This is a genomic window from Microvirga sp. GN3 (assembly GCF_055792825.1).
The window spans coordinates 19,895-45,107 of record NZ_JBVVAK010000067.1; the positions used below are offsets into that span (position 1 = coordinate 19,895).

Annotated in this window: 22 protein-coding genes and 1 pseudogene; 8 read left to right on the forward strand and 15 right to left on the reverse strand. The window is 61.5% G+C overall.

What is annotated here, in order from left to right; translation table 11 throughout:
* Positions 1-146: 146 nt before the first annotated feature.
* The 7 genes from ACS5Q1_RS26855 to ACS5Q1_RS26885 all read right to left on the reverse strand — a co-directional run bounded on the left by ACS5Q1_RS26855 (position 147) and on the right by ACS5Q1_RS26885 (position 7,238).
* Complete coding sequence (locus ACS5Q1_RS26855) at positions 147-599, reverse strand: Fur family transcriptional regulator (RefSeq protein WP_152714305.1); 453 nt, start codon at positions 597-599, stop codon at positions 147-149.
* Between the two features lie 201 nt (positions 600-800).
* Entirely contained in the window at positions 801-1,211 is a 411-nt protein-coding gene (locus ACS5Q1_RS26860) for a Fur family transcriptional regulator (RefSeq protein ID WP_473101047.1), read from the reverse strand.
* Between the two features lie 115 nt (positions 1,212-1,326).
* The gene (locus ACS5Q1_RS26865; RefSeq protein WP_473101048.1) at positions 1,327-2,502 is read right to left on the reverse strand and encodes a Gfo/Idh/MocA family protein; all 1,176 of its coding nucleotides are present in this window, start codon (positions 2,500-2,502) and stop codon (positions 1,327-1,329) included.
* Between the two features lie 18 nt (positions 2,503-2,520).
* A complete protein-coding gene (locus ACS5Q1_RS26870; protein ID WP_473101049.1) occupies positions 2,521-3,582 on the reverse strand; it encodes a sugar phosphate isomerase/epimerase family protein in 1,062 nt (353 codons plus the stop codon).
* 124 nt (positions 3,583-3,706) lie between these two features.
* On the reverse strand, positions 3,707-4,657 hold the full coding sequence (locus tag ACS5Q1_RS26875) for a substrate-binding domain-containing protein (RefSeq protein WP_203441507.1): 951 nt from the start codon (positions 4,655-4,657) through the stop codon (positions 3,707-3,709).
* Between the two features lie 65 nt (positions 4,658-4,722).
* Positions 4,723-5,721 (reverse strand): ABC transporter permease, encoded by a 999-nt coding sequence (locus tag ACS5Q1_RS26880; RefSeq protein ID WP_473101050.1) that lies wholly within the window; start codon positions 5,719-5,721, stop codon positions 4,723-4,725.
* Entirely contained in the window at positions 5,718-7,238 is a 1,521-nt protein-coding gene (locus ACS5Q1_RS26885) for a sugar ABC transporter ATP-binding protein (protein WP_473101051.1), read from the reverse strand. The genes ACS5Q1_RS26880 and ACS5Q1_RS26885 overlap by 4 nt, the downstream gene beginning before the upstream one ends.
* Before the next feature lie 255 nt (positions 7,239-7,493).
* Here ACS5Q1_RS26885 and ACS5Q1_RS26890 point away from each other — a divergent pair, with 255 nt between their 5' ends.
* Entirely contained in the window at positions 7,494-8,552 is a 1,059-nt protein-coding gene (locus ACS5Q1_RS26890; RefSeq protein ID WP_473101052.1) for a LacI family DNA-binding transcriptional regulator, read from the forward strand.
* Positions 8,553-8,558: 6 nt separating this feature from the next.
* Here the strand turns inward: ACS5Q1_RS26890 and ACS5Q1_RS26895 are convergent, their stop codons facing one another.
* Complete coding sequence (locus ACS5Q1_RS26895; RefSeq protein ID WP_203441503.1) at positions 8,559-8,939, reverse strand: hypothetical protein; 381 nt, start codon at positions 8,937-8,939, stop codon at positions 8,559-8,561.
* Between the two features lie 342 nt (positions 8,940-9,281).
* Between ACS5Q1_RS26895 and ACS5Q1_RS26900 the strand changes: the two genes are divergently transcribed.
* Positions 9,282-9,695, forward strand: a complete 414-nt coding sequence (locus ACS5Q1_RS26900) for a VOC family protein (protein WP_473101053.1) — start codon at positions 9,282-9,284, stop codon at positions 9,693-9,695.
* A gap of 7 nt (positions 9,696-9,702) precedes the next feature.
* On the opposite strand, the gene ACS5Q1_RS26905 is transcribed toward ACS5Q1_RS26900, so the two are convergent.
* Complete coding sequence (locus ACS5Q1_RS26905; protein ID WP_473101054.1) at positions 9,703-11,334, reverse strand: alpha-D-glucose phosphate-specific phosphoglucomutase; 1,632 nt, start codon at positions 11,332-11,334, stop codon at positions 9,703-9,705.
* Between the two features lie 231 nt (positions 11,335-11,565).
* The gene (locus tag ACS5Q1_RS26910) at positions 11,566-11,835 is read right to left on the reverse strand and encodes a hypothetical protein (protein ID WP_473101055.1); all 270 of its coding nucleotides are present in this window, start codon (positions 11,833-11,835) and stop codon (positions 11,566-11,568) included.
* Positions 11,836-12,014: 179 nt separating this feature from the next.
* On the opposite strand from ACS5Q1_RS26910, the gene ACS5Q1_RS26915 reads away from it, so the two are divergent.
* Positions 12,015-13,001, forward strand: coding sequence for a Bug family tripartite tricarboxylate transporter substrate binding protein (locus ACS5Q1_RS26915; protein ID WP_473101056.1), 987 nt, complete (start codon positions 12,015-12,017; stop codon positions 12,999-13,001).
* An 18-nt stretch (positions 13,002-13,019) separates the two neighbouring features.
* Here ACS5Q1_RS26915 and ACS5Q1_RS26920 read toward each other — a convergent pair whose 3' ends face one another.
* The gene (locus tag ACS5Q1_RS26920) at positions 13,020-13,841 is read right to left on the reverse strand and encodes a DUF1194 domain-containing protein (RefSeq protein ID WP_473101057.1); all 822 of its coding nucleotides are present in this window, start codon (positions 13,839-13,841) and stop codon (positions 13,020-13,022) included.
* A gap of 248 nt (positions 13,842-14,089) precedes the next feature.
* Between ACS5Q1_RS26920 and ACS5Q1_RS26925 the strand changes: the two genes are divergently transcribed.
* From ACS5Q1_RS26925 to ACS5Q1_RS26945, 5 genes are all read left to right on the forward strand, one after another.
* On the forward strand, positions 14,090-14,509 hold the full coding sequence (locus tag ACS5Q1_RS26925; RefSeq protein ID WP_473101058.1) for a DoxX family protein: 420 nt from the start codon (positions 14,090-14,092) through the stop codon (positions 14,507-14,509).
* Positions 14,510-14,755: 246 nt separating this feature from the next.
* Positions 14,756-15,046, forward strand: coding sequence for a hypothetical protein (locus ACS5Q1_RS26930; protein ID WP_473101059.1), 291 nt, complete (start codon positions 14,756-14,758; stop codon positions 15,044-15,046).
* A 416-nt stretch (positions 15,047-15,462) separates the two neighbouring features.
* Complete coding sequence (locus tag ACS5Q1_RS26935; protein ID WP_473101060.1) at positions 15,463-17,760, forward strand: putative bifunctional diguanylate cyclase/phosphodiesterase; 2,298 nt, start codon at positions 15,463-15,465, stop codon at positions 17,758-17,760.
* A 280-nt stretch (positions 17,761-18,040) separates the two neighbouring features.
* Positions 18,041-18,802, forward strand: coding sequence for a LuxR C-terminal-related transcriptional regulator (locus ACS5Q1_RS26940; RefSeq protein ID WP_473101061.1), 762 nt, complete (start codon positions 18,041-18,043; stop codon positions 18,800-18,802).
* Between the two features lie 244 nt (positions 18,803-19,046).
* Positions 19,047-19,262 carry a hypothetical protein gene (locus tag ACS5Q1_RS26945; RefSeq protein ID WP_203441492.1) on the forward strand — a complete coding sequence of 72 codons (216 nt, stop codon included), beginning with the start codon at positions 19,047-19,049 and terminating at the stop codon, positions 19,260-19,262.
* An 83-nt stretch (positions 19,263-19,345) separates the two neighbouring features.
* On the opposite strand, the gene ACS5Q1_RS26950 is transcribed toward ACS5Q1_RS26945, so the two are convergent.
* The 4 genes and pseudogenes from ACS5Q1_RS26950 to ACS5Q1_RS26965 form a co-directional block, all read right to left on the reverse strand.
* Positions 19,346-19,546 (reverse strand): hypothetical protein, encoded by a 201-nt coding sequence (locus ACS5Q1_RS26950; protein WP_203441491.1) that lies wholly within the window; start codon positions 19,544-19,546, stop codon positions 19,346-19,348.
* A gap of 94 nt (positions 19,547-19,640) precedes the next feature.
* On the reverse strand, positions 19,641-20,531 hold the full coding sequence (locus tag ACS5Q1_RS26955; protein ID WP_473101062.1) for a LysR family transcriptional regulator: 891 nt from the start codon (positions 20,529-20,531) through the stop codon (positions 19,641-19,643).
* 88 nt (positions 20,532-20,619) lie between these two features.
* On the reverse strand, positions 20,620-24,261 hold the full coding sequence (locus ACS5Q1_RS26960) for a CheR family methyltransferase (protein ID WP_473101063.1): 3,642 nt from the start codon (positions 24,259-24,261) through the stop codon (positions 20,620-20,622).
* Positions 24,262-24,345: 84 nt separating this feature from the next.
* Positions 24,346-25,089 (reverse strand): annotated as a pseudogene (locus ACS5Q1_RS26965) (chemotaxis protein CheB); the annotation flags it as partial.
* Positions 25,090-25,213: the final 124 nt, after the last annotated feature.

Genomic DNA, 25,213 nt, shown 5'->3' on the forward strand with positions numbered 1-25,213 from the left:
AGCATCGGACGTGAAAAGTGGCTCCCACTTCTGGGATCCATCCGATGCGCCAAGAAAAAGAAAAGGCCGGGCAATGCCCGGCCTTTTAAGTTTCAGGTCTCGAAAAGGCAGAGTCGGTTTCGGATCCTGCCTTTTGCTCTTGGAAATTACTGGGCAATCTCGCCTTCGACTTCCATGAAGGGAGAGACGGACTTGAAGCCGGCCTGTTCGGCGGCCTTCTTCACAGCCTCTGCAACCTCGGTCGAATGAACCTCGATGGTCTCGCCCGTCTTGGAATCGACGAACATGATCTTCATCGCGTTCACGTCCGGCTGGCCGTGGGAGATGACGTAGGAGTTCTGGGTTGCCAGACGATGGACGAGACCGGCGTCGCGCAGGAAGTCGAGAGCGCGATAGATCGTGACCGGGGCAAGGCGCTTCTTTTCGCTGCTGAGACGGTCGACCAGATCGTAAGCCCCAACCGGGCCGCCGCTCTGGACCAGCTCGCGATAAACGCGCTCGCGAATCGGCGTGAGCCTGAGATTGTTCTGGCGGCACAGATCGTCTGCACGACGAAGGAGGTTGTCCTCTTCTTCTTTCCTGAGGGCCTTGGTGCTCATGAGCCACACTCCTGTTATTACGGAACCTATATATTCATATAGGTAAAATGCGAAGCTGACAATGTGCTATCGTTGCGAAAAGCGCTTGCAGCCGTGCATATTCCGCAAAGGAAGTTGGCGTTCAGACACAGAAAAGACGGCGTTTGCGACGCATTGGTATGTAGTAACGTATAAAATAAGCCGATGTTCCTACGCTTAAGCTTATTTTGCGCAAGATTCGCACAAGCCCCGAATCTCGACCGTTACCTTCTTGGTGCAGAAGGCATGGTCGTCGCCCCAATGGGCGAGGCGATCGCTGATATGCGGGTCCGTGAACTCCTTGACCAGTCCGCAGCTCTCGCAGATGGCGAAGGCCGCCATGTCGTGCTCGTGATGGGGATGCTTGCAGGCCACATAGGCATTGAGGCTCTCGAGCCGATGAGCGAGGCCCTTCTCGATCAGCTTGTCCAGGGATCGGTAGACAGTGGGCGGCGTGACGGCGCCCTTGGCCCGCATCTTGTCGAGAACCTCATAGGCCGAGAGCGGGTTCTGGGCGGAGCACAGAATCCGGTGCACTCGCTTCTGGGTGTCGTTCAGGTCCTCGAGGCCGTGGTGGTGATGCGTGGCAGCCATCTTGAAATCGTTTAGTCCGCTTAGGGCGTGATCACCCTATACGTCATGATTGCGGAGGCGATTTCAAGGGAGTTGCACTCGGGACCGGCTGGGCCGGCCCCGAGTGCCAAACGGATTAGAGATCGACCCAGGCCGCCTTGCGCTGCGAAGACCGCACGGCGGCCTCGATGAAGCGCACGCCGCGCACGCCGTGCTCGACGGTCGGCACCTGGAGCGAGAGAGGATTGGGCTTGCGGTTCTCGATCCGCGCCGTGATCTGCTCGGCGACATCGGTATAGAGCTGGGCGAAGCCTTCGAGATAGCCTTCCGGATGGCCGCCTGGGATGCGTGAGGCGGCGCGGGAGACCTCATCGGCACCATAGCCGTTGCGGCGGATGGTGCGGGGCGGCTCACCCAACGCTGAGAAGGTGAGATAGTTCGGGTTCTCCTGATGCCATTCGAGGCCCGCCTTCTCGCCATAGACACGGATGCGAAGTCCGTTCTCGAGGCCGGCCGCCACTTGGCTGCACCAGAGCATGCCTTTGGCGCCTGACGCAAAGCGCAGCATCATGTGGGCGTTGTCGTCGAGCCTGCGACCCTCCACGAAGGTGTGCAGTTCCGCCGATAGGGACGCGACCTCGTCGCCCGCGATGAACTCGGCGAGGTTGAAGGCATGGGTGCCGATATCGCCGACGGCGCCGGCAGGGCCCGAGCGGGCCGGATCCGTGCGCCATTCGGCCTGCTTGCTGCCGGTCTCCTCCATGCGGGTGGCGAGCCAGTCCTGCGCGTATTCCACCTGCACGACACGGATGGCCCCGAGCTCACCCGCCTGCACCATGGCGCGGGCTTGCCGCACGAGCGGATATCCTGTGTAGTTGTGTGTGACGGCGAAGATCAGACCGGATTCACGGGCGAGCTTTGCAAGCTGATCCGCCTCGCGGCAGGTGGTCGTCAGCGGCTTGTCGCAGATCACGTGGATACCGGCCTTCAGGAAAGCGCGCGCCGCTGCGGCATGAGCGTGGTTCGGCGTGACGATGGCGACCGCATCGATGCCGTCCTTCAGCCGCCGTTCGCGACGGGCCATTTCGTTGAAATCGCCATAGATGCGATCCGGCTTGAGGAGCAGATCCTCGCCGGAGGCCTTGGCCCGCTCCGGATCGGACGAGAGGGCGCCCGCCACCAGTTCCCAACGGTCGTCGAGACGGGCGGCGATGCGGTGCACGGCGCCGATGAAGGCGCCGCGTCCGCCGCCGACCATGCCGAGACGTAGGCGGCGGTTCAGCTTCTGATCCGGTGATCCTGCAATCGTCATATGTTGCCCCCTCAAGGCTTATGCGGCGTCGATGCCGAGCATCCGGCGGTTCGCTGCTTCGTCCGTTCCACCAGATGCGAAATCGTCGAAGGCCTTTTCCGTGACGCGGATGATATGCGCATTGATGAACTCGGCGCCTTCCCGCGCCCCGTCTTCCGGGTGCTTCAGGGCGCATTCCCATTCCAGCACCGCCCAGGAATCGTAGTCGTATTGCGCGAGCTTGGAGAAGATGGCGTTGAAATCCACCTGCCCGTCGCCGAGCGAGCGGAAGCGTCCGGCGCGATTGATCCAGTTCTCGTAGCCGCCATAGACGCCGATGCGGCCAGACGGATTGAACTCCGCATCCTTGGCGTGGAAGGCCTTGATGCGCTCGTGATAGAGATCGATGAAGGCGACGTAGTCGAGCTGTTGCAGCAGGAAATGGCTCGGATCGTAGTTGATGCAGGCGCGTCGATGTCCACCGACCGCATCGACGAAGCGCTCGAAAGTGGCGCCGTCGTGGATGTCCTCGCCGGGATGGATCTCGTAACAGACATCGCAGCCTGCTTCCTCGTACGCGTCGAGGATCGGCTTCCACCGGCGACCCAATTCCTCGAAGGCGGTCTCGATGAGGCCGGCGGGACGCTGCGGCCAGGGATACATGAAGGGCCAGGCGAGCGCGCCGGAGAAGGTGACGCTGGCGTTTAGCCCCAGACGCTTCGAGGCTTTGGCCGCCATCAGCATCTGGTTCACCGCCCATTGCTGCCGGGCCTTCGGATTATTGCGCACCTCAGGGGCCGCAAACCCGTCGAAGGCCTCGTCATAGGCCGGATGCACGGCGACGAGCTGGCCCTGAAGATGCGTCGAGAGCTCGGTGATCTCCATGCCGTGCGAGCGCACGATGCCGGCGATCTCGTCGCAATACGTGTCCGACTCCGCAGCCTTCTTCAGATCGATCAGACGCGCATCCCAGGTCGGGATCTGAACACCCTTATAGCCGAGGGAGGCCGCCCAGCGGCAGATCGCGTCGAGCGAGTTGAACGGAGCCTCGTCGCCTGCGAACTGCGCAAGGAAAAGGCCGGGACCCTTCATGGTCTTCATGGGTGAACTCCCGAGATGGCGTGAGTGAACGTGAGTATCGGCAAGGGGAAGCCGCAAGGATGTCGAGCGGCTTGCCGTTGCCTCGCCTCTCCCATGAGGAAGAGGCGAGAGCCACGTCGCCCAATTAGAACGGCGAGTTCGGGAAGTAATGCTCCTTGGCGTTGTCCTTCGTGATCAGCTGAGCGTTGAGCACGTAGGTGCCGCGCATGGGAGCGCTGGTGTAGAAATGCGCCGCGGTGACGCCCATGGCGGTTCCGATCATCGATGGCGGATAGGACACGTCGGCCGGGATCATCTTGTCGCCGTCCATGACCTTCTTGACCATGTCTTTCATGCCGGCGCCGCCGAGGACGAACTTGATGTCCTCGCGCTTAGCCTGACGGATCGCTTCCATGACACCGAGCGCCATGTCGTCATCCGAGGCCCAGACGGCATCGATCTTCGGGTGCTTGGCGAGATAGTCCTGCATCACCTTGAAGGCATCGTCCCGGTTCCAGTTGGCATATTGCTTGTCGATCACCTTCACACCCGACCCTTCGAGAGCCTTCTCGAAGTTCGTCACGCGCTCCTCGTCGATCACGGTTGGGATGCCGCGGAAGACGACGACGTTGCCCTGCTTCAGGTTGTCGACGAAGTACTTGCCGGCGACGCGGCCGAATTCCGGATTGTTGCCGGCAACATAGATGTCCTGGATCGACGAATCCTTGAGGCCGCGGTCGACGACGGTGATGAAGGTACCGCGCTTCTTGATCTCGCGGACCGGATTCGTCAGCTCGTCGGAGTTGAAGGGCAGGACCACCAACGCATCCACCTTCTGCGAGGTGAGATCGTCCAGCGCATTCGCCTGCGAAGCGCCGTCCGGTGAGGTCTTCACCACGACCTTGAGGCCCGGATAGGCCTTCTCGAGCAGCTTTGCGGTCTCCTGCGCGTGATAGACCACGCCGCCGGTCCAGCCATGGGTCGCGGCCGGGATCGAGACGCCGATCGTCACGTTCTTCTGCTGAGCAGTCGCACCGGTGGCGACACCGGCCATCAGGCCTGCTGCCACCGCGATCTTCAGTACCGTTGCTTTCATCTCATTCCTCCCTGGAGGGTTTGGTTTGGGGCCTTTGTCCCTTGTCCGGTAGGCCCCCACCGGTTTCATCGCCCGCGGTGAACGGACCGCTGCACGAGCATGGCGATAATGATGATGGCACCCTGCACCGCGCCCACGAGAAACTCGGAGACGAAGTTCGATAGCACCATGATGTTGGCGACGAGTTCGAGGATCACGGCACCGACCACCGTGCCCCAGATCCGGCCGATACCGCCTTTCAGGGCGGTGCCGCCGATGACCACGGCGGTGATGGCCTGCAATTCCCATAAGAGGCCTGTGGTCGGTGTGGCCGAGCCCAGGCGCGGCACATAAATGAGCACGGCGATGCCGACGCAGATGCCCTGGATGACATAGGTAAGCGTGCGCACACGCCAGATCGGCACGCCCGAATAGCGGGCTACATCCTCGTTGGAGCCGAGTGCGACCACATGGCGGCCGAAAGAGGTGCGGTAGAGGATCAGCGCGCCGATGGCGGCCACCACCAGGAAGGCGATGATCGGAATCGGGATGCCGAGGATGCTGTCGAAATAGACCGGGCGGTAGAGCTCACGCAGCTCGAAATTGCGCATGGTGATGGTGCCGCCCGCGGCCAGCCAGATCACGAGTGAGCGATAGATGCCCATGGTGCCGAGCGTCACGATGAAGGGCTCGATGCGCCCGAAAGTGACGATGAGACCATTCGCCAGGCCGCAGGCCGCACTCAAGGCAATAGCGGCGAGCATGCCGAGCGCCAGGGTACTCACGTCTCCGCCGCCGAGATTGTTCAGGGTCAGGATCATGACACCGGCCGTCAGTGCCGCCATGGAACCGACGGAGAGATCGAGCCCGCCGCCGGCGATGACGAAGGTGGCACCGACCGCGATGATGGCGATGAAGGCCGAGCGTGTCACCACGTTGAGCAGGTTCGACGCGGTCAGGAAGTCCGGGTTGATCAGCGCGCCCGCAATGATGAGTACGATGAGCGCGATGAAGGGCGAGAGAGCCCGCATGTCGATGGTGAACCGGCGTTTTTCAGCGCTGGAGCGAAGCACGGTTTCGGTCATGCGTGGCCTGCGGCGATTTCCGCCGCCCTCTCTTCGTGAACGCCAGTGGCGAGGTAAACGATGGAATCTTCCGACAGGTCGGCTTGAGCGACTTCACCTGCGACCCGTCCGTTGCGCATCACGACGACCCGGTGGCAGAGGCCGATCAGCTCCTGCATCTCGGAGGAGATGACCACGACCGCGCGGCCTTCGGCGGCGAGCGACGCAATGAAGCGATAGATCTGCTCCTTGGTGCCGATATCGACGCCACGCGTCGGCTCATCGATGATGACGATGCGCGGCTCCACCAGCATCATCTTGGCGAGCAGCAGCTTCTGCTGGTTGCCGCCGGAGAGCTGCCCGGCGAGAAGATCGCGGCGCCGGGTGCGGATGTCGAAATCCTTGATCGCCTTGTCGAGCGCCTTCTCCTCGCCGCCCCCATCGATGAAGGAGCCGCGGCTGAACTTCTCGAGGGCCGCCAGGGTCAGGTTGACCCGAAGGTTCTGCTGCAGCAGCAGGCCTTTCCCCTTCCGGTCCTCGGAGAGATAGACGATGCCCGCCGCCATGGCTTCGCGGGCGTCGCGGAAATGAACCCGTTTACCGTCGAGAGTCATCGTGCCATGTCCCGCACGAAGGCCCACCAACGCCTCGAATAGCTCAGTGCGGCCCGCGCCGATCAGCCCACCGAAGCCGAGGATTTCGCCTCTATGCAGAGTGAAGGATGCGTTCTCCACATAGCCTGGAACGGCCATGTCGCGCGCGCTCAGAAGGGGCTGGTCGGAGGCTGTCGCGGGCTTTTCCGGATAGAGTTTGGACATGTCGCGGCCCACCATGAGGCGCGCCATCTCCAGTGGCTCCAGTCCTTCGATGTCGCGGGTGGCGATGTGGCGTCCATCGCGCAGCACTGTGACGCGATCGGCAATGGCCTTCACCTCGTTCAGGCGGTGCGAGATATAGAGCACCGCCACGCCCTGGGAGCGTAGCTTGCGGATGATCTCAAACAGGCTCTCGGCCTCGATGGGCGTGAGCACGGCTGTCGGCTCGTCGAAGGCAACCACTTTGTGTGGCACGAGAAGCGCGCGGGCGATCTGCACGAGCTGCCGGTCGGCGATGGACAGGCGGCTGACCTCACGGTCGGGATCGATGCCCGTGCCGAGTTCACGCAGGATGGCCCGCGTCCGCTCGCGCATGGCCGCGTCGTCGACGAAGCCGAAGCGCCGGATCTCGCGCCCGAGGAAGAGATTTTGCGCGACCGTCAGGTCGGGTGCGAGCAGGATCTCCTGATGGACTAGAACGATGCCCTGGCTTTCCGCATCCACAGGTCCCGAGAAGGTAATTGGTTGGCCGTGCAGGTGCAGGCTGCCTTTCGTGGCTGCAAGATGGCCCGACAGGATGCGCATCAGGGTCGACTTGCCAGCCCCGTTCTCGCCGATCACGGCATGAACTTCGCCGGGCTTCAGATCCAGCGAAATGCCGCTCAGGACCTCGATGGGTCCGAAGGATTTCGAGATGCTCTCTGCGCGAAGAACGGATTCCATAAACGGCTCCGGATGAGCTACATCGCCCGCTTCCGTCGAGACGGAGGCGGTCGTCGAGGAACTGTGCGGTAAGGATCAGCTGGACGGGGCGTGCGCTGGCATTCGGTTCCTCCTGGCTGTCAGTCTGTCCTCTGGCGGGACATTCGACGATCTAGGGCTATCGAAAGGCTCGACAACTGCCCTATGTAATCGATTACATGCAACTTTACCGAAACGATGGCTTCTGTCAAACAGAACCATGGTAGGGGGAGGTCCATGGACGATTTCGGGCAAAAGGACGGGCCGGAGCAGGACGGCATTTCCAGCCGCGCAGCGCGGATCCAGGATGTCGCCAAGCTCGCCGATGTCTCGACCGCGACGGTCAGCCGGGCCCTTGCGACGCCGGAGCGTGTCTCACCCGAGGCTCGGGCGCGGGTGCTGGAGGCCATCGCCAAGACTGGGTACGTTCCGAACCCTGCGGCGCGCACCCTCCGTTCGCAGAAGACCTATATGGTACTGGTCGTTCTGCCGGACCTTGCAAACACTTTCTTCTCCAAGATCCTGCGCGGCATCGAGGAAACGCTTTTCGAAGCCGGCTACGGCATGATCATCAGCGACCTCGACGGTTCGCCCGAGAAGGAAGCGCATTTCGCCGCCTTCACGGCAGCAGGCAGGGTGGACGGCGCCATTCTTCTCAACGGTCACCTGTTCGGGCAGAGCCGTGAAGGGGAGGGAAAACCGGCCCGGATCACGATCCCGCTCGTGGCAGCCTGCGAAGCGATTCCGGGAGTGGACATTCCGCAGATCGAGATCGACAACCGCGCTGCGGCCTCACGCATGACGCAGCATCTGGCCTCCCATGGTCATCGTAGCATCGCTTATGTGAGCGGCCCCGCCGGCAACATCCTGGAGCGCGAGCGCTTCCAGGGGTTCAAGGACGGATTGGAGGCAGCCGGCCTGCCGTTTGATCCCGCCCTCGTCATCCCGGGCGACTATACGATCGAGTCAGGGGTGATGGCGGGGCGGAACCTGGTGGCCCGATCCAGCCGTCCGACAGCCGTATTCTGCACCAGCGACGAGATGGCCATCGGCCTGATGCGCACCCTCTTCTCCGCTGGACTTAGAGTGCCCGAGGACATCTCTGTAGCTGGATTCGACGATATCGAGTTTGCCGCCGTGGCCGAGCCGTCGCTGACCACGATCCATCAGCCGCGACGGGAATTGGGACAGGCTGCGGCATCGGCCCTGATCGATCTGCTGCAGGGGCGGCCATCGCCCAAGCGGATCCGACTGGAGACGGAGCTGGTGATCCGGGACAGCGTCGGGCGGTTTTAGTCGCAATCAGAAGATCGAAGAAGCGCCGACGAACACGACGAGCACTAGGCCGATAAAGCCGACGAAAGCGTAAAGGGCCTTGCGGGAATCCTGATGCGCATAGCTGTCCTTCTCGGCGCCGTCCTGCCAGCGCGCGGCGCTTTCCTGGTGCCGCGCAAGATCGATCTGTTCCGGGTTCGGCGAAAAGCCTCCAGCCTCGTCATCGGTGCCGAGCGGGGAGAGAGCAGGATCGAACACGGCATTCTTGTCGCCAGTGCGGCCGCTGTCGATATCGCCCTTCAACTGCGCGGTGGTCGAGCCTCTGGCCAAAGGCGGCGCATCCATCGGCTTGATCGTGTGCGTAGGCGGAATGTCAGTGTAGGTGGGTTTTTCCGAATGGCTGGACATGGACCTCTCCCGGGCTCCCATGGGGAAAACAGCCGGGATTACGGGAGGTTCCTGAGCCGCCCCGATCGCATCGTCCTGTGGGCTTCGGGCAAGAAAAAAGGCCGTTGTTGCCAACGGCCCGAAGTTTAGGGAGGAAACGCCCAAGAAGGGCAGCAACGCTGCGACGCCAATCGCCGTGTTGCAATGCAATAGATAAGGGGGCGGCAGACCCGTTTCAAGACCAAAAGGTCAGCATCATTGCCCAATTTTTCGCCGCCCGGAAAGGCCGGGATTTCAAGGGTAACTGGACATGGAAAAGGTACCGGAGGACAAAATGCAGGCAATCAGGATCACGAGGTAGCCATGCCCAAGCTGAACGCCGTTCTCGAGACCGCGCTCTATGTCGACGACCTAGCGCGCGCACAAGCCTTCTATGAGGGCGATCTCGGCCTGAGACTGCTTTTCAGCAACCAGCGCATGCGCGCCTTCGACGTGGGCGGGAAAAGCGTGCTGCTGCTCTTCCTGCGCGGTGGGTCGAGCGAGGATATGCCCACACCCGGCGGGACGATCCCCGGCCATGACGGGCAGGGGCCGCTGCATATCGGCTTTGCCGTTTCAGGGGATGAACTGGCCGCATGGGAGGGACGGCTTCAGGAGCGCGGCATCCCCATCGAGAGCAGGACGACCTGGTCCCGAGGCGGGACCAGTCTCTATTTCCGGGATCCCGACGGTCACCTTCTGGAGCTGGCGACGCCAGGACTCTGGGAAACCTATTAAACGTGCGTCAGGTCACGACGCTCGGCTTGTCGCGTCCCGTGCGGGCCGCGATTTCGGCGATCTCGTTTGCGGCCTGGGCAAGAGGAGCCAGAACTTCGGCGGTCGGCAGGTTGTGCCGGTCGGCATTCGGCTCGAATCGTTCGAGATAGACGCGCAGCGTCGCGCCCGACGTCCCGGTGCCCGACAGGCGGAACACGGCGCGGGCATCCTCGGCGAAAAGGATGCGGATACCCTGCTTCGGCGTCACCGATTGGTCGACCGGGTCCGTATAGGTGAAGTCGTCGCAGGATTGGACCGTAAGCCCGCCGAAGCGCTGGCCGGAGAGGGTGGGGAGCTTGGCCCGCAGAGCGTCCATCAGCTCGCTGGCCGGTGCGGTCTCGAGTTCCTCGTAATCGTGGCGGGTGTAGTAGTCGCGCCCGAACGTGGCCCAATGCTCGCGCACGATCTGATCGGCAGACTTTCTGGTGACGGCCAGAATGTTGAGCCAGAGCAGCACGGCCCAGAGGCCGTCCTTCTCGCGAATGTGGTTCGATCCGGTGCCCGCGCTCTCCTCGCCGCAGAGGGTGATGAGGCCGGCATCGAGAAGATTGGCGAAGAACTTCCAGCCGGTTGGCGTCTCGAAGCAGTTGATGCCGAGTTTTGCCGCAACCCGGTCGGCGGCGCGGCTCGTCGGCATGGAGCGGGCCACACCAGAAAGGCCCTTGGCATAGCCGGGAGCGAGATGCGCATGGCTCGTGAGGATGGCGAGGCTGTCGCTCGGCGTCACGAAGAGGCCCTTCGCCACGATCATGTTGCGGTCGCCGTCACCGTCGGAGGCCGCGCCGAAATCGGGGGCGTCGGGGCCGAGCATCAGCTCCATGAGATCATGGGCGTGGACCGGATTCGGATCGGGATGGTGGCCGCCGAAATCGGGTTTCGGCTCGCCATTGACGACCGTGCCCGCAGGCGCGCCGAGGCGGCCTTCGAGAATGGCTTTCGCATAGGGACCCGTGATGGCGCTGAGCGCATCGAAGCGCATGCGGAAGCCGGAGCGGAACAAGTCGGCGATCTTCTCGAAGTCGATCAGCTGCTCCATCAGCTCCGCGTAATCGGCGACAGGATCGATCACCTCGACCGCCATGGCGCCGACCTTGGTCGATCCGATGCGGCTGAGGTCGACATCCGCATCATCGGCGATCTTGTATTCGGTGATCGCGCTGGCGCGCTTGAAAACCGCTTCCGTGAAGGATTCCGGCGCCGGTCCACCATGGGACATGTTGAACTTGATGCCGAAATCGCCATCGGGTCCGCCCGGATTGTGGCTGGCGGATAGCACGAGGCCACCGAGGGCCTTATGCTTGCGGATCACGCAGGAGGCAGCCGGCGTGGAGAGCAGGCCCTTCTGCCCGACGAGAACGCGTCCGAAGCCGTTCGCCGCCGCCATCTTGATCGCGGTCTGGACCACGGATTCGTTGTAGAAGCGCCCGTCGCCGCCGATGACCAGGGTCGAGCTATCCTTGTTCTCGACGGTATCGAAGATCGACTGGATGAAGTTCTCCACATATCGGGACTGTTGGAAGACGGTTACCTTCTTGCGCAGGCCGGATGTACCGGGACGCTGGTCGGAAAACGGTGTCGTCGGAATGCTGGTGGTCACCATCGGTGCAGATCACTTCCTTGAGGCGGTCCCTCTCGGGCCAATTCTCGAATCCATAGCTGATCCCGAAAGGGATCAGAGATCATTTTAGAGTCACCCAAGGCAGATGCCACTGCCAAGATGAAGGCAGGATGAAGGTCCTCGAATTCGGCAGGGGATTCCACGACGATCTCTGGCACGCCGTGCCACCAGGGACGTGTCAGAGATCGGCGATGGGGTTGGCACGCCACAGAGTCAAGGATCGGTGCCGCCGGAGGAGCGCTTGGACGCGTCTCCGGCCTGGGCGGAATCGGTATCCTGCGGGGCGTCCACCGCCGGCTTCACCTCCTCAGGGTTGGAGACGGCCTTGGTAACCGGCTCCCGCGCCGGCTCATCCTGCGGAGGCGGCCCTGCGACGGCCGAGCCGCCCGTATAGGACGGAGGGTCGCTGGCCGGGAAGGACAATTCCGAGCCGGCATCGATCAGATCTTCCTGTTCCTTTTTCTCTTCCTTTTTCACGCCCATTCATCGTCTCCTGTTCATGAACTGCCCACGGGGAATGCCGGGGCGGCCCGCATGTTCAGGCGTAGCGGCAAAAAAGATGAACGCCCTTTCGTCCTGTTGAGCCCTGGCCGGAGGAGGCTTCCCCGCTATGTGCTGCCGGACGCCTGAACCAGAACGGGACCGATGTCCGGGAGAACGCCATGAGTCAGACCCGCCGCAGCCTTCTCAAGACCATGGCGGCCACTTCCGCCGCCTCGACCCTGTCGCCGTGGTCTGCTTTCGCGCAATCCGCGTACCCGACCCGGCCTGTCCGCGTGATCGTTCCCTATGCGGCCGGTGGCGGAACGGATTTCTTCGCCCGTCTTGTCTTTGCCGCCATGGGCGAGCAGCTCGGGCAGCAATTCGTCATCGAGAACAAACCTGGCGCCGGCACCAATATCGGCGCCGAGACGGTGGCGCGGGCGGAGCCCGACGGCTACACGCTCCTGTTGGGCGACACGGCGACTTTTGCGACGAACCGCACGCTTTATCGCAAGCTTTCCTTCGATCCCTACAAGGACTTCACCCCCATTTCGCTCACCGGGCGCTTCGCGCTCGTGCTCCTCGTCAACACGAACAAGCTGCCGGTGAAATCCGTCCCGGAACTCGTGGCCGAGGCGAAGAAGAATCCCGGCCGCATCAATTATGCGACGCCGGGCTTAGGGAGCCCGTTCCACCTTGCGACGGAACTGCTCTCGCAAGGAACCGGCATCAAACTCACTCATGTGCCTTATCGCGGTGCTGCTCCGGCCGTGCAGGATCTAGTCGCGGGACAGGTGGACATGATGTTCATCGACTTCGCCACCGCGCGCTCGCAGCTCTCCGGTCCGATTCAAGCGATTGCCGTCGCATCGCCGCAGGAATTCTCGGGCCTTCCGGGCGTGCCGCCGGTGGCGGCCCATCATCCGGGATTCGAGGCCTGGGCCTGGCAGGGATTCGTCGCCCCGGCAAACACGCCGACCGAGATCATCACCAAGCTCAACGACACCTATCGCCGCGTGATCGCCAATGCGGAGATCCGCGACAAGCTGATCGGCGCCGGCATCGATGTGCTTCAAAGCTCGCCGTCGGAAATGGCCGCCTATATGCAGGATGAAGGCGCCAAGTGGGAGAAGGTGATTAGAACGGCGAACATCACGCTGGAATGAGCCTCGTTCGAAGTCATATCAATTCCGATCCCAGCGGTCCCAGCGATACATGCCGCGGTCGCCCTCCATGCAGTTGACGGGTGTTGTCGCCTGAATCGTCTGAAACAGCGGCTGTGCGGGAAGTGCTGCGATCTCGCGGATGATCTTCGTGCGGATGGCTTCGGAAAAGTGCTGGCGCTCGCGCACAGGAACGAGAAATGCGCCTTCGCCGCCGATGACGCAGCCTTTGTAATAGAGATCGAGATTCTCCATATCGCCCATGCCGCTCGGCCGCTTGAGCATGATGGGAAGCCCATTGATGGTGATGCCTTTCGCAACCGCCTCGTCGCGTGCCGCAACGACGCCGCGCCCGCTGCTGTTGGGTCCATCGCCCGAGATGTCGATCACGCGGCGGATGGGCTCGACGCCGGTTTGCTCCAGAAGCTTCGCGCCGAAATCGATGGCACCCGAGATCGATGTGCGCCGCACGCGGCCGATCGGATTGTCGTGCAGGCCGTCCGCGAATTTCATCGCAGCCTCCGGCCCGTCGATGATGGTCCAGGGAACGATGACCTGCTGATAATCGACGCCCGACCATTCGAAATAGGTGACAATGATCCGGCCCAGCATGCCGTTGCGGATGGCGTCATGCACCTGGGGTGATCGGAAGGCTTCGATGAAGCCCTCGCGCTGCAGCTCCTGTTCGTCCGGATCCATGGAACGGGAAACATCCACGGCAAGGACGAGCGCCACGTCCACTTCCGTGTCCGCTCGCGCATCCGGGGCAGGCAGCCAGAGCAATGCGGCCATGAGAGCCGCGATCATCCGAGCCGCAACCATGCCAAGACGCCTTGGACCCATCCCGACCTCCATGATGCTGAGGGACAAGCTGGCACGAATCTCCCGCCGGGCAAGGTTAGATCGTCTCGGGCACGAGACCGGAGGCCTCAATTTAGCGTGAGTGTGTGTAATAAAGTAACCAATGAGATCGATTCAGGGCCGAGGGGAGGAACATCGGACACGGGAGCGATGTTCGTCTGTCATAGCCAGCAGTCAGGGACCTGCGCCCGCCTCGAGGCCGCAGATCACAGGCAGGAGGCCCTAGTCCGATGTCCGCTACACTCGATCGTTGGTCACCCTATGCCCTGGCCGTTCTGAGGATCGTCACGGCGCTGATCTTCATGGAACATGGAACGCAGAAGCTGTTCGGCTTCCCGGCCCCTCCTGAAAGCGGAATGCCGCCGCTCCTCTCGCTTTTCGGGATCGGCGCCATCCTCGAACTCATCGGAGGCTTTCTGATCCTGATCGGGTGGTTCACCCGCCCCGTCGCCTTCCTTCTCGCCGGCGAGATGGCCGTGGCCTATTGGATGTTTCATGCTCCCCAGAGCCCATACCCGGCGCTCAACGGCGGCGATGCAGCCATCCTGTATTGCTTCGTGTTCCTTCTGTTCGTCTTTGCCGGTCCGGGCGCCTGGAGCGTCGATGGTGCAAGACAGCCGGCAGGGCTCCGTCATTCCTGGGAGCGATGATTACGACCTCGCCATCAACGGTATGTGCGATGCCGGAAAATGAGATCCGGCGCTGTTCAGAGCTGTTGAGAACGATTGGATTGAAGGCGCTCAGATTCGCTAACCCGAAAGAGGCGGGTCACATTCCTGCCCGCAGCGATTATTCTCTGGAACGGTTTTCATGAACCGTTTGTTTTTTATCCAGGCCCCATGACCTCGGCGTTGGAAGAGGATAAAGCAGGGCTCAATTGTTGCGTAGGAGTGGACATGGCCGAGATCATCGCGTTCAAGGATCTCAAGAAAATTGCCGACCGATGTGAGGTTCTGACGCTGTTTGAGCCCAAGCGTCCTGCGAAAACGCAATCCCATTCCGAGCCCAAATCCTTCGAGTTTCCAAGCTCCCGCCCCTTCATCTCCGGAAATCTGACCGATCTGTTCGAGCAGGCGAACGCCGTGGCCATGCGTCATCACCATGGTGATCCGAAGGTGTCGGCCGTCGTCGCGGAGAAATGCATGGAGCTCATTCAGGCCTTGGAAGACCACGCGGAACCAGAATGACCTTTCAGATACTCTGAAGAAGCTTGGGTCCACATCGGGTCACGTGTGGAGCGAGAGGGCGCTCCGACATTTTCAATGTGAAGATTGCCCGATCCTAGTTATTCCCGGTCGACATCCTTCCCGTTTCTGAAGCGATTGTAAGTGAAAAAGTTCGTTAACTCTAAAATGCGAAGCATCGGGCCGGAATGACCGGTGCGTTGACTTTACGGTGCGGCCGATGGAATTTGCTGTTCTCAGCATGATACCTGTGGCGGGTTGAGTTGCCAGACGCACATTGCGCAACTCAAAGGCACGACGCCCTCCTGCCAAGTCGGTGAAAATCCGGCGGTTCCAAATTCTCAAAAAATCTTTCAATGCGATCCCGTCGCTGGCCCTTTTTTAGCCTCATCGGCGCCGGGATTCGCTCCGGTGCCGACGTGTTGAAGTCTTTTGTTTCTTTTGATCGCAAGGCGCTGCCTTTCATTCGCAGCGTTGTTCTGCCTGTTCTTTTCGTTGCTCTGACGACGCTGTCTCTCGGGGCGGTTTCGATCCTCTGGGCGGTCGACAAGAGCAACGACGTCTCCGCCGAGCGCCAGCTTCGTATGACGGAGCGCAGCATCAGGGCCGTCGTCAAGGAACTCGCTCAACAGCAGGAAATGGTCGCCGTCTGGGATGATGCGGTGCTGGAACTCACCAAGAGCCCGCTGGATCTCGTATGGATCGACGCCAATATCGGGGTTTGGCTCAGCCGCACCTTCGGTCAGGAGGAAGTCTACATCCTGAACGACCGGGATGAGCCGATCAATGCGGTGATGGATGCAACGCGCGTCTCGAACCATGAATTCGAGCGCGTTCGAGAGAGTATCGGCAGCCTCATTGCAAGAGTACGCGGAGCGCCGGATTCCCTGCACAAGGACCATGCCGCGGAAAGCGCCGAGGCAACGCACCTGACAACGGGAAGAGCCGTCCATGATGCTCACCTGCTGGAACTGTTCGGGCGGCCCGCGGCGGTGAGCGTCATGAAGATCGTTCCTGAATCGGAGGCGGTGTCTTACCCGCAGGACAGAGAATTTCTCCTGGTCGGCATCCGGTATCTCGACGGCAACTTCATCAAGCAGATCTCGGAACGGAATCTGATCGAGGGACTGCGCTTCTCCGTTGTCGACAATCCGAAATCAGGTGAGATATCGGTGCCGATCCGGTCCGATGTGGGCGATCTCATCGGCTATTTCATCTGGAAGCCGGAAGTGCCAGGAGATCGTCTTCTCGGTGCCATCGGGCCCGCGACTGTCCTCGCCGCTATCCTCATTCTCATTCTGCTCGGCGTGCTGGTGCAGCGTCTGAAGCACTCCATGTCAGCACTGGAAAGAACCGTTCTCGAACTGAAGGCCAGCGAAGCCCACGCCCATCATCTGGCCTTCCATGACGTTTTGACCGGGCTGCCGAACCGGGCCTTGTTCGAGGACCGGCTCAACCACGCCATCGCACGCAGGCAGGATGGCGAGCGGATCGCCGTGATGATGCTGGATCTCGACCGCTTCAAGCACGTCAACGACACCCTCGGACATTCTGTCGGCGACAGCCTCATCCGCGATTTCTCGGTTCGACTGTCCAGGCTCGTCGGAGGAGACGACACCATCACTCGACTGGGAGGCGATGAATTCGCCATCGTGCAGGTTTGTCGGAGTGGGGCGGAAGATCCTGAGGCTCTTTGCGAGCGGATTCTCGCCATGGCTCATGAGCCATACGACGTCATGGGCAATCACATCTTCGTGGGCACCAGCATCGGCATCGTGCTCGCTCCCGAGGCCGGAACGGATCGCAGTGAGCTCATGAGAAAGGCCGATATCGCGCTCTATCGCGCCAAAGCCGAAGGGCGAAACCGTTATCGGATCTTCACGCCGGAGATGGATGAGACCGTCAATCTGCGCAGGATCATCGAAGAGGAGCTTCGCATCGCGCTCGCATCCGGCGAGGGTCTCGAAGTCGCCTATCAGCCGCAGATTGCGGTCGGCGGAGACGCCATCATCGGTGTCGAAGCGCTTGCCCGCTGGCGGCATCCGACGCGCGGATATATTCCACCAAGTCAGTTCATTCCGGTCGCCGAGCAGACCGGCTTGATCGTCCAGCTCGGCGAGTGGATTCTGCGCCAGGCCTGCCTGGCCTCCCGACGCTGGCCGGATGTGTTCGTTTCCGTCAATCTCTCTCCGGTTCAGTTCAGATCCGGCGATTTTGCCAATCACGTGATCGCCATCGTGCGCGAATGCGGGGCGGATCCTTGCAGGATCGAGCTCGAGGTGACCGAAAGCGTTCTTCTGGATGAAGAAGGCGGGACGACCGATACGCTCCGAGCCTTGCGAAATGCCGGTTTCCGCATTGCCTTGGACGATTTCGGCACGGGCTATTCGAGCCTGGGCTATCTTCATCGGTTCGAGGTCGACAAGATCAAGATCGACCGATCCTTCACTCAGAGCCTTGGACAGGGAACCAAAGCCGCCGCGGTGATCAAGGCCATCGTATCGCTGGGCCATGCCATGTCTCTCACTGTCACGGCCGAAGGCGTCGAGACGGAGATCCAGAGGAATTTCCTTCACACGGCAGGCTGTAACGAGATGCAGGGCTATCTGTTTTCGAAGGCGCTTTCGCAGGAGCAGATCACGCGCTTGTTGTCGCGATCCTCTTCGGAGGAGGTCCAATGCTACGCCGGGGACTCGACTGCTTTCAGATCCGGGTGATCACCGCATCGTAGCGAGAATGCGCTCTGCTTATTCGTTGTGCAGAGCAGATTGCCACTGCATCTCAAAACGCCCAAGTCGTGGAGAGTTACCCCTTTCGGGGCCATAGCGTCGAGGAACTAATGCCTGTACCGATTGTTGTCGCCACGCTTGATCCAATTGTGGATCGGCTTCCTGGATCCGACACCTTTCGACGAAGGCCACCCGCCTCACGTCCGATGCGGATGGGTCACGATCCTGCACGGTTCATCGCTGAACGTTACTTGGGGGCACAGCACACATGAGACACGATGTTGTCTATAAGCAGATTCTTCCCGTCGCTCAGGATCCGTTCCAGAACGTCACCACGGTCCTGATCTGCCAGAATCTCCTGCTTCGCACCGGCATCAGCCATATCCTCTCCGGAACGCGCTTCATCCTCACGAAAGAGCCTTATGAGGATCTGTCGCGTCTGCCCGCATTCACCGATGACGAGCCTGTGCTCTTCGTCCTCTGCGAGAATAGATCGGCGGAGGAATATACGACCGCCGTGGCAGAGCTGAAAGCGCAGTATCGATCGGCTCGCGTGGTCGTTCTGACCGACGCAATGGATCCCGAAACCGTCATGCAGCTCAGCCATGCCGGCATGGACGGGTTCTGTCCGACGAGCATGGATCGGCATGCCCTGGTCAAAGCGCTCGAGATCGTGATCCTGGGCGAGAGCTATATTCCGGCTTCGATCGGGCTCACGCTTCTCGATCAGGTTCGGCAAGGCCGGGCCCATTTCGGCAACGGCGTTGCCTTCCGGCCGGCCAACGATCCTGCATCGCTTCCCAGCAAGCTGTCGGAGCGGGAAGCCCAGATCCTCCGGTGCCTCACCCAAGGGTCCTCGAACAAGGTGATCGCGCGGGAGCTCGGCGTGGCGGAGGCCACGGTGAAGGTCCACATCAAAGCCATCCTGCGGAAGGTGAAGGCCTCCAACAGAACGCAAGCCGCCATGTGGGCGGCCGGACATCTCAATTTTTCACAGGATAATGCCGAAGCCCTGATGGCGGGGGAGTGAGAAGAATTGCCAGCCGCTTGATCCTTTTTGGCTAAATTCCGCCACTTATCCTATAGATAGAGATCGTTGCTGTGCGGCCTACTCCTTCGGGGGTAGTCCGTGTGGCGAGTTGCGGATCAGTCGAAACGGGCTGTAAGCCTGACCTTGTCCTGCGGCGGATCAGTTGATTCATAATGTAAAATGCGTATTTGCGCCGCGGACTCAGAGCAATAACAAATCACCGGAACGGTGCAGCGGGGCATACATGGATTATCAAGTAGAGCTGGTCGCTCGCGCATTTTACGATGCCGAGTATGAAGATTGCCTGTGGGATGGCGAGATTGAAGCCGTCAAGCAGGAATTTCGCGAATACGCTCGCAATGCCATCAATCTTCTTGAAGAAGACATCGGCGTTCTGCTGCTGGCTTTGGAGAGAGCGACGGCTGAAGAGCGCCCGGAGCGGTCGCGAGCCGCAGCTTAATTACATCCTCGATCGGAGTAGGAACTTGAGGATCCAGCGTCGGGAGCGCGATCCTCAAGTTCTCTTGAAAGCGATGCCGGATCTCAATGAGCATCCGGCGGCAGATCCACGATCCGCTTGATCTCGAAAACCACCAGCATCAGGAACACCGACACGATCACGAGGGTGAGCGCATGCGTGAACACGCTCGGGCTGACACCGGAGGCTGATGAGACGAGAGCCAAAAGGATCAGGAAGGGGAGGCCGAGGGCAATGGCCAAGACAGCAAGGAAGGATCGTGACATAGGGGTGAAGCCCTGAAGCGTTTCCGGGAATGTCTTAGGTAGCCCAAGAATCGTGGAGAAAATGAGGTTGCGACCTCGTCGCGTCCGCGCCGGATCAAAAATCCCAGCGCTGCGCCTTGGAGACGAGGAAGTCGCGGAAGACCTGGACGCGCGCCACGGAGCGCATCTCCTCCGGATAGACGAGGTAGCTGTCGAGAGTCGGCATCTGCTCGTCGCGCAGAACCTGCTTCACGCGCGGATTGTTGCTCATCGCGTAATCGGGAGCCATGCCGATCCCGGCTCCGTTCTCGATGGCCTGCCGGAGCGCCAGGCTGTCGTTGACCACGAAGCGGCTCGGACGGGGATCCTTGGGATTGCGCCCCAGATTCGCCAAGTGATGCAGGTCGAGGATGAAGGCAGGCTGATCGCCTCCCAGACTGACGATGGAATGCCGGTCGAGGTCCTCGATGGTCTCCGGCTCTCCGAAGCGCTCGATATAGGTATGGGCCGCGTAAGCGTGATACTGGATGGTGAAGAGACGGCGCTGGATCAGATCGGGCTGAGCCGGCAGGCGCAGGCGAATGGCGATGTCCGCTTCCCGCATCGCAAGATCCAGTTCATCGTTCGTGAGAATGAGCTGGATGCGCACCTCGGGATAGAGATCGAGAAACTCCGTGATGCGCCGGGCAAGCCAGATGCCGCCGATGCCGACGGTCGCCGTGACCCTGAGATCGCCGGCGGGCCGCTCGCTGGTCTCGGTCAGGCGCTGACGGGTTTCCTCCAGGCGAAGGCGAATATCCTGGGCCGCCCGGAAGAGCAGGTCGCCATGTTCCGTCAGGACAAGGCCACGCGGATGCCGGTGGAAGAGCGGGATCTTCAAATCATGCTCGAGGGCGCTGATCTGCCGGCTGATGGATGACTGGTTGACTCCGAGCTTTTCGCCGGCACGGGTGAAATTCCCAGCGTTGACGACTTCGTAGAACAGTCTGATCTTGTCCCAGTCCAATGCAGATCCTCAGGCTGGAGGCAGTAAGCGCGGCAGCTTTCGACGGCCAAATGGAGAACACAGCGACCCGTCAGGTCAAGCCTTATCTTCAGGAGGGAGGGCCAGGCTCGCTTGCCTGATCATCCTGACCGTGGCGGTCCGACGGTTGCGGCACGCCCATGAGAGCGGTGTGCTGGTTGAGCGGAAATTCGATCACGCACCGGACGCCGCCCGGTGTGAATTCCAGTGCCGTCGTCGCATCGATCTCATAGGGAAGGGTGCGTTCGATCAGCTCGGTGCCGAAGCCGCGCCTGCGCGGAGCCGAGGCTGCGATGCGGACGCCCGTTTCCCGCCATTCCAGTGTGAGCTTCCGGTCACCATCGACACCCTCGATGCGCCAGGTCACATCGACATGGCCGTCGTTCTCCGAGAGTGCACCGTATTTGACGGCGTTGGTGGCGAGCTCGTGGATCGCCATGCCCAGCTTTTCCGCAACGGCGGCCCGCAGCCGGACGGGCGGCCCCTCGACATGAGCCTTCTCGTCATCCCTCACCGCGTGAGCGAGCAACTCATCCCTGACCAGCTCTTCGAGATTGATGACGGCCTCGGCCGAGCGCGTTGCCATGGTCTGGGTGCGGGCGAAGGCTTCGATGCGCCCTTCGAGATGCATGGCGTAGTCGTCGACCGTTTCGCTGTTCGCGGCGGTTCGCCTCGTGATTGAACGGACGATGGCGAGGGTGTTGCGAACGCGGTGCTGCAGCTCCGCCATCAGGAGCTTTGCATGCCTCTCGCTTTCCCGCAAAGCCTCTTCGGCACGGATCCGCTCCGTCAGATCGATCGCAACGGCGAGCCCGCCCACCACCTTGCCGGCCGCATCGCGCCGGGCGCTGACGCTGCTTCTCACCCAGATCATCGAACGGTCGGGATGAAGGTGGCGCTTTTCGATCACGAAGGGCTGGCCGCCGGCGAGCGCCTGTTCCAGCAACGGCTTGCTGTGGCCATTGTCGTCGGGATATGTCAGCTTGTCGACCGTGCGGCCGAGGATCAGATTGCGGGGCTGTCCGATCATCGCGCAATAACGGTCGTTGATGTAGATCACGCGGCTATCGCGATCGACCATGGCAATGCCGACCTCCGCCTGTTCGGCCATGGCGCGGAATCGTTCCTCGCTTTCGCGCAGAGCCTGCTGCGCGCGGGTCAACGGAGTGACATCCGTAAAGGTCACCACGGCGCCGCCGATATAATTGTCGATGCTGCGGTAAGGCAGAACGCGGATCATGTAGCGAGTGCCGGTTGCAGCATCCTCGATCTCGCGGTCGACGCTGCCAAGGGTCCGCACGACGCGGCGGGCGTCGTCCTGAAGGTCGTCATAGGCGATGCGCGATTTGATATGCGCAATCGGCCGCCCGACGTCGGTTTCGACAAGGTGGAAAAGTTCGGTCACGGCCGGCGTGTAGTTCATCACCCGCAGCTCGTTGTCGAGGAAGATCGTGGCGATCTGCGTGCTCTCCAAAAGGTTCTTCAGATCGCTGTTCGAACGGCCGAGTTCCTGGACCCGATGCGCGAGTTCGCCGTTGACGGTGGTCAGCTCCTCGTTGACGGATTGCAGCTCCTCCTTGGAGGTTTCCAGTTCCTCATTGGCGGATTGGAGCTCTTCGTTCAGAGACTGATACTCTTCGTTCGAGGATTTCAGCTCCTCGTTCGTGCTCTCCAACTCCTCGATGGTGGCCTGGAGCCGCTCACGGGTGACACGCAGCTCGGTTTCGAGCCGCTGCACATGCTCGTCCCGCAGGAAGGAGCCTTTCTCGGCCGTATTATCTTCCTCGGGGAGAGCCGCGCCGTCCTTGAAGAGCACGACGAAACCTGGCGCGGCGTTCGGTTGATCCCGGATAGGCTCCACGACGATATCGACGACCAGACGCTTGCCGTTCGTTCCCATCCGAAGCCCGTCCAGCTGGACGATCCGATCCTCTTCCGCAGCCTTGGTTAGAGCAGCGCGCAGATCGAGGCGCAGGTCGCCATGGACGAGATTCAGCAGATTGAGAGTCGCCGCTCCGCCGGCCGGCTCGATGTAGCGCCCCGTGCGGCCTGAGAAATGCATGACGTCGAAGTTCTCGTCGGTCACCACATAGGCCGGCGCATAGCGTTCGGCGATGGTCTCTGCCTGACGCGCCAGACTGCCCTCGATCCGGCGCGGTCGCAGGGGTGAGGGGCTCTCCGTCGGCCGGCGGTCGACGGCCGTGAAGGGAAAGTCGGGCAGAACTCTCGCGGTCGTCTCAAGGCGCTGGAAGATGCGAAAGCCCCGGTCGACCGGAGCAAAGAGCCTGGTGTGGCGCGAGATATTTTCGGAATTTCCGAGGAACAGATAGCCGCCCGGCCTGAGGGCAAAGTGGAAGAGCGGGATCACCCGGTCCTGAAGATCCGCGTTGAGATAGATCAGCAGGTTGCGGCAGGAGATCATGTCGAGGCGCGAGAAGGGCGCGTCCTTGATGACGCTGTGCTGCGAGAAGATGCACATCTCCCGCAGCTCCTTGACGACGCAATAGGTATTGCCTTCCTTCACGAACCAGCGTGCCAGCCGCTCCGGCGTGACATCTTTCGTGACCGCCTCGGTGTAGCGGCCCACCCGGGCAGCCGCGAGGGCACGGCCATCGATATCGCTGGCGAAGATCTGGACATGCGGCACGGTGTCGAGCCCTGCCATATGCTCGCGCAGGAGGATGCCGATGGAATAGGCTTCCTCGCCGGTGGAACAGCCGAGCACCCAGATCCGGATCTGGTCGTTACGGGTCTTGCCCTCGAAGAGCTTGGGGATCACCTGGGTTTCCAGAAGCTCGAATTCACGGCGATCCCGAAAGAACTGCGTGACCCCGATCAGGAGGTCGTTGAAGAGATTCTGCGCCTCATCCGCCTGTGTCCGCAGAAACTCCACATAGGCTTCGATGGTCTCGGTCTGCACGACCTGCATCCGGCGCTGAACGCGCCGAAGGAAGGTATTCGGCTTGTAGCCATGAAAGTCGTGACCGGTCTGATTGCGCAGGATCGTGGCGATGCCGGCCAGAGCCCCGGTGATCTCGGCCGCCTCCGCATTGACATGGGCCGCCTCGCTGTACCGCGCAAAGTGGCTCACATAGAGCTGCACGCGTTTCGCCAGCTCCTCGGGAGGCAGCACGAAGTCGACGAGAGCGACGGGGCTGTGATTGGGGATGATCCCCTCGCCGGAATGCTCATGGCTTTCCTCGGCCAGCGTCAGGCCGCCGGCCTCCTTCAGGGCCGTGACGCCAAGCGTGCCATCACCGCTGGTACCCGAGAAGATGACACCGATGGCGCGCGCTTCCTGGTCCTGAGCGACCGAGATGAGAAAGCTGTCGATGGTTCCGCGTTCGCCCGGAGGCTCCTGAGCCATCCGGGTCTGGAAGCGGCCATTTTCCAGGGTCAGGATCATATTGGGCTTCGACCAATAGATCTTGCCGGGCTCGGCCGGTGCTCCGTCGGTGACCAGGGTCAGTTGACGGCCGTGTTCTGCCAGCGTGGACTTGAAGCGATCTTCGTCCAGCGCCTCCCGTTGCTGGAAGACGACGGCAACAGCTATTCGGGGTTCGATCGTCAGTTCCGCGAGAAAACGCTCCAGGGAATCGCTATGCGCTCCCGAGGCTCCGACGGCGACGACAAGGACGCCGCCTCCCTGCGCAGCCTCAGGGTTCTGGACAGTCTCGGAGGAGGTTTTTTTGTTGTTCTTCTTGGCGGCCACGATGAAATTTCCCAGCTCGGGAGAGGATTTGCCATACTACGAAGAATTGTACCACCTCCCAAAATATGATGCCGGGTCTATGGACTATTCCTCGCTGTCCTGTGCCCCTTCGTCCATCCGAAGTCCGAGCGGCGTCATGGATTGCAGAACTGCCTGGCGCAGGGTGTCGGCATATCGCCGATATTCGATGGCTCTCTCCTCGTACATTTCAGCAACGGCTTTGCGACCGCTGCGTCGCCCATCCTCGGCCATCCGGCTGACCAGCTCGGCCCGCTCCTCGATGATGCGCAAGGCGATCCGGAGCGCCTCATCCACGGCGCTCTCCTGCTCCTTCGCCACCACGGCGGCCGTCAAGGCATGTCCAACCTGGCAGCGGAACCTGAGCGGTTTTCCTCCCCGCACCTTGGAGAGAACGCCGCTGCAATTGGGACAGGTGAGAGCGACGGGCTCCGCGAACTGACCGATGATCTTGCTGTCGACCCGTTCACCTGCCGCGATATCGACCTCCAGCCGGATTTCCGGTGGAACCGGAACGCTTGGGCCAGCGGGCTCGCGCACGAGATCGGCCAGAACGTCGCCGATCCGTTTGCCGGATGCCATCAGGTCAACCGTCGTCGCCTCCAGGGCACTCCTGGGCATCTCCTCGGCGATCGCATCGGCCGGGTCCTGAACAAGGGTGACGCCGCCGCAGCGCTTCACGGCTTCGAGCCCTGAGGCTCCGTCGTTGAGGAGGCCGCTCAGGATGACCCCGATGACACGAGATCCATAGGCAGCAGCGGCCGAGCGGAAGAGGGGGTCGATGGCCGGCCGTGCCATGTTCTCCCGAGGGTGGCCTGCCCCCTGAGAAGTGGTCCTCCCTGATGTATGGCTTTCAAGCCGAATGGAGGACAAGCGAATGAGCAAGAAGAGACACACGGCCGAGGACATCGTCGCGAAACTGCGGCAGGTGGAT

Coding starts and splice junctions, on each gene's coding strand:
- ACS5Q1_RS26855 (WP_152714305.1), bottom strand. CDS start 599: ATGAGCACCAAGGCCCTCAGGAAAGAAGAAGAGGACAACCTCCTTCGT.
- ACS5Q1_RS26860 (WP_473101047.1), bottom strand. CDS start 1,211: ATGGCTGCCACGCATCACCACCACGGCCTCGAGGACCTGAACGACACC.
- ACS5Q1_RS26865 (WP_473101048.1), bottom strand. CDS start 2,502: ATGACGATTGCAGGATCACCGGATCAGAAGCTGAACCGCCGCCTACGT.
- ACS5Q1_RS26870 (WP_473101049.1), bottom strand. CDS start 3,582: ATGAAGACCATGAAGGGTCCCGGCCTTTTCCTTGCGCAGTTCGCAGGC.
- ACS5Q1_RS26875 (WP_203441507.1), bottom strand. CDS start 4,657: ATGAAAGCAACGGTACTGAAGATCGCGGTGGCAGCAGGCCTGATGGCC.
- ACS5Q1_RS26880 (WP_473101050.1), bottom strand. CDS start 5,721: ATGACCGAAACCGTGCTTCGCTCCAGCGCTGAAAAACGCCGGTTCACC.
- ACS5Q1_RS26885 (WP_473101051.1), bottom strand. CDS start 7,238: ATGGAATCCGTTCTTCGCGCAGAGAGCATCTCGAAATCCTTCGGACCC.
- ACS5Q1_RS26890 (WP_473101052.1), top strand. CDS start 7,494: ATGGACGATTTCGGGCAAAAGGACGGGCCGGAGCAGGACGGCATTTCC.
- ACS5Q1_RS26895 (WP_203441503.1), bottom strand. CDS start 8,939: ATGTCCAGCCATTCGGAAAAACCCACCTACACTGACATTCCGCCTACG.
- ACS5Q1_RS26900 (WP_473101053.1), top strand. CDS start 9,282: ATGCCCAAGCTGAACGCCGTTCTCGAGACCGCGCTCTATGTCGACGAC.
- ACS5Q1_RS26905 (WP_473101054.1), bottom strand. CDS start 11,334: ATGGTGACCACCAGCATTCCGACGACACCGTTTTCCGACCAGCGTCCC.
- ACS5Q1_RS26910 (WP_473101055.1), bottom strand. CDS start 11,835: ATGGGCGTGAAAAAGGAAGAGAAAAAGGAACAGGAAGATCTGATCGAT.
- ACS5Q1_RS26915 (WP_473101056.1), top strand. CDS start 12,015: ATGAGTCAGACCCGCCGCAGCCTTCTCAAGACCATGGCGGCCACTTCC.
- ACS5Q1_RS26920 (WP_473101057.1), bottom strand. CDS start 13,841: ATGGGTCCAAGGCGTCTTGGCATGGTTGCGGCTCGGATGATCGCGGCT.
- ACS5Q1_RS26925 (WP_473101058.1), top strand. CDS start 14,090: ATGTCCGCTACACTCGATCGTTGGTCACCCTATGCCCTGGCCGTTCTG.
- ACS5Q1_RS26930 (WP_473101059.1), top strand. CDS start 14,756: ATGGCCGAGATCATCGCGTTCAAGGATCTCAAGAAAATTGCCGACCGA.
- ACS5Q1_RS26940 (WP_473101061.1), top strand. CDS start 18,041: ATGAGACACGATGTTGTCTATAAGCAGATTCTTCCCGTCGCTCAGGAT.
- ACS5Q1_RS26945 (WP_203441492.1), top strand. CDS start 19,047: ATGGATTATCAAGTAGAGCTGGTCGCTCGCGCATTTTACGATGCCGAG.
- ACS5Q1_RS26950 (WP_203441491.1), bottom strand. CDS start 19,546: ATGTCACGATCCTTCCTTGCTGTCTTGGCCATTGCCCTCGGCCTCCCC.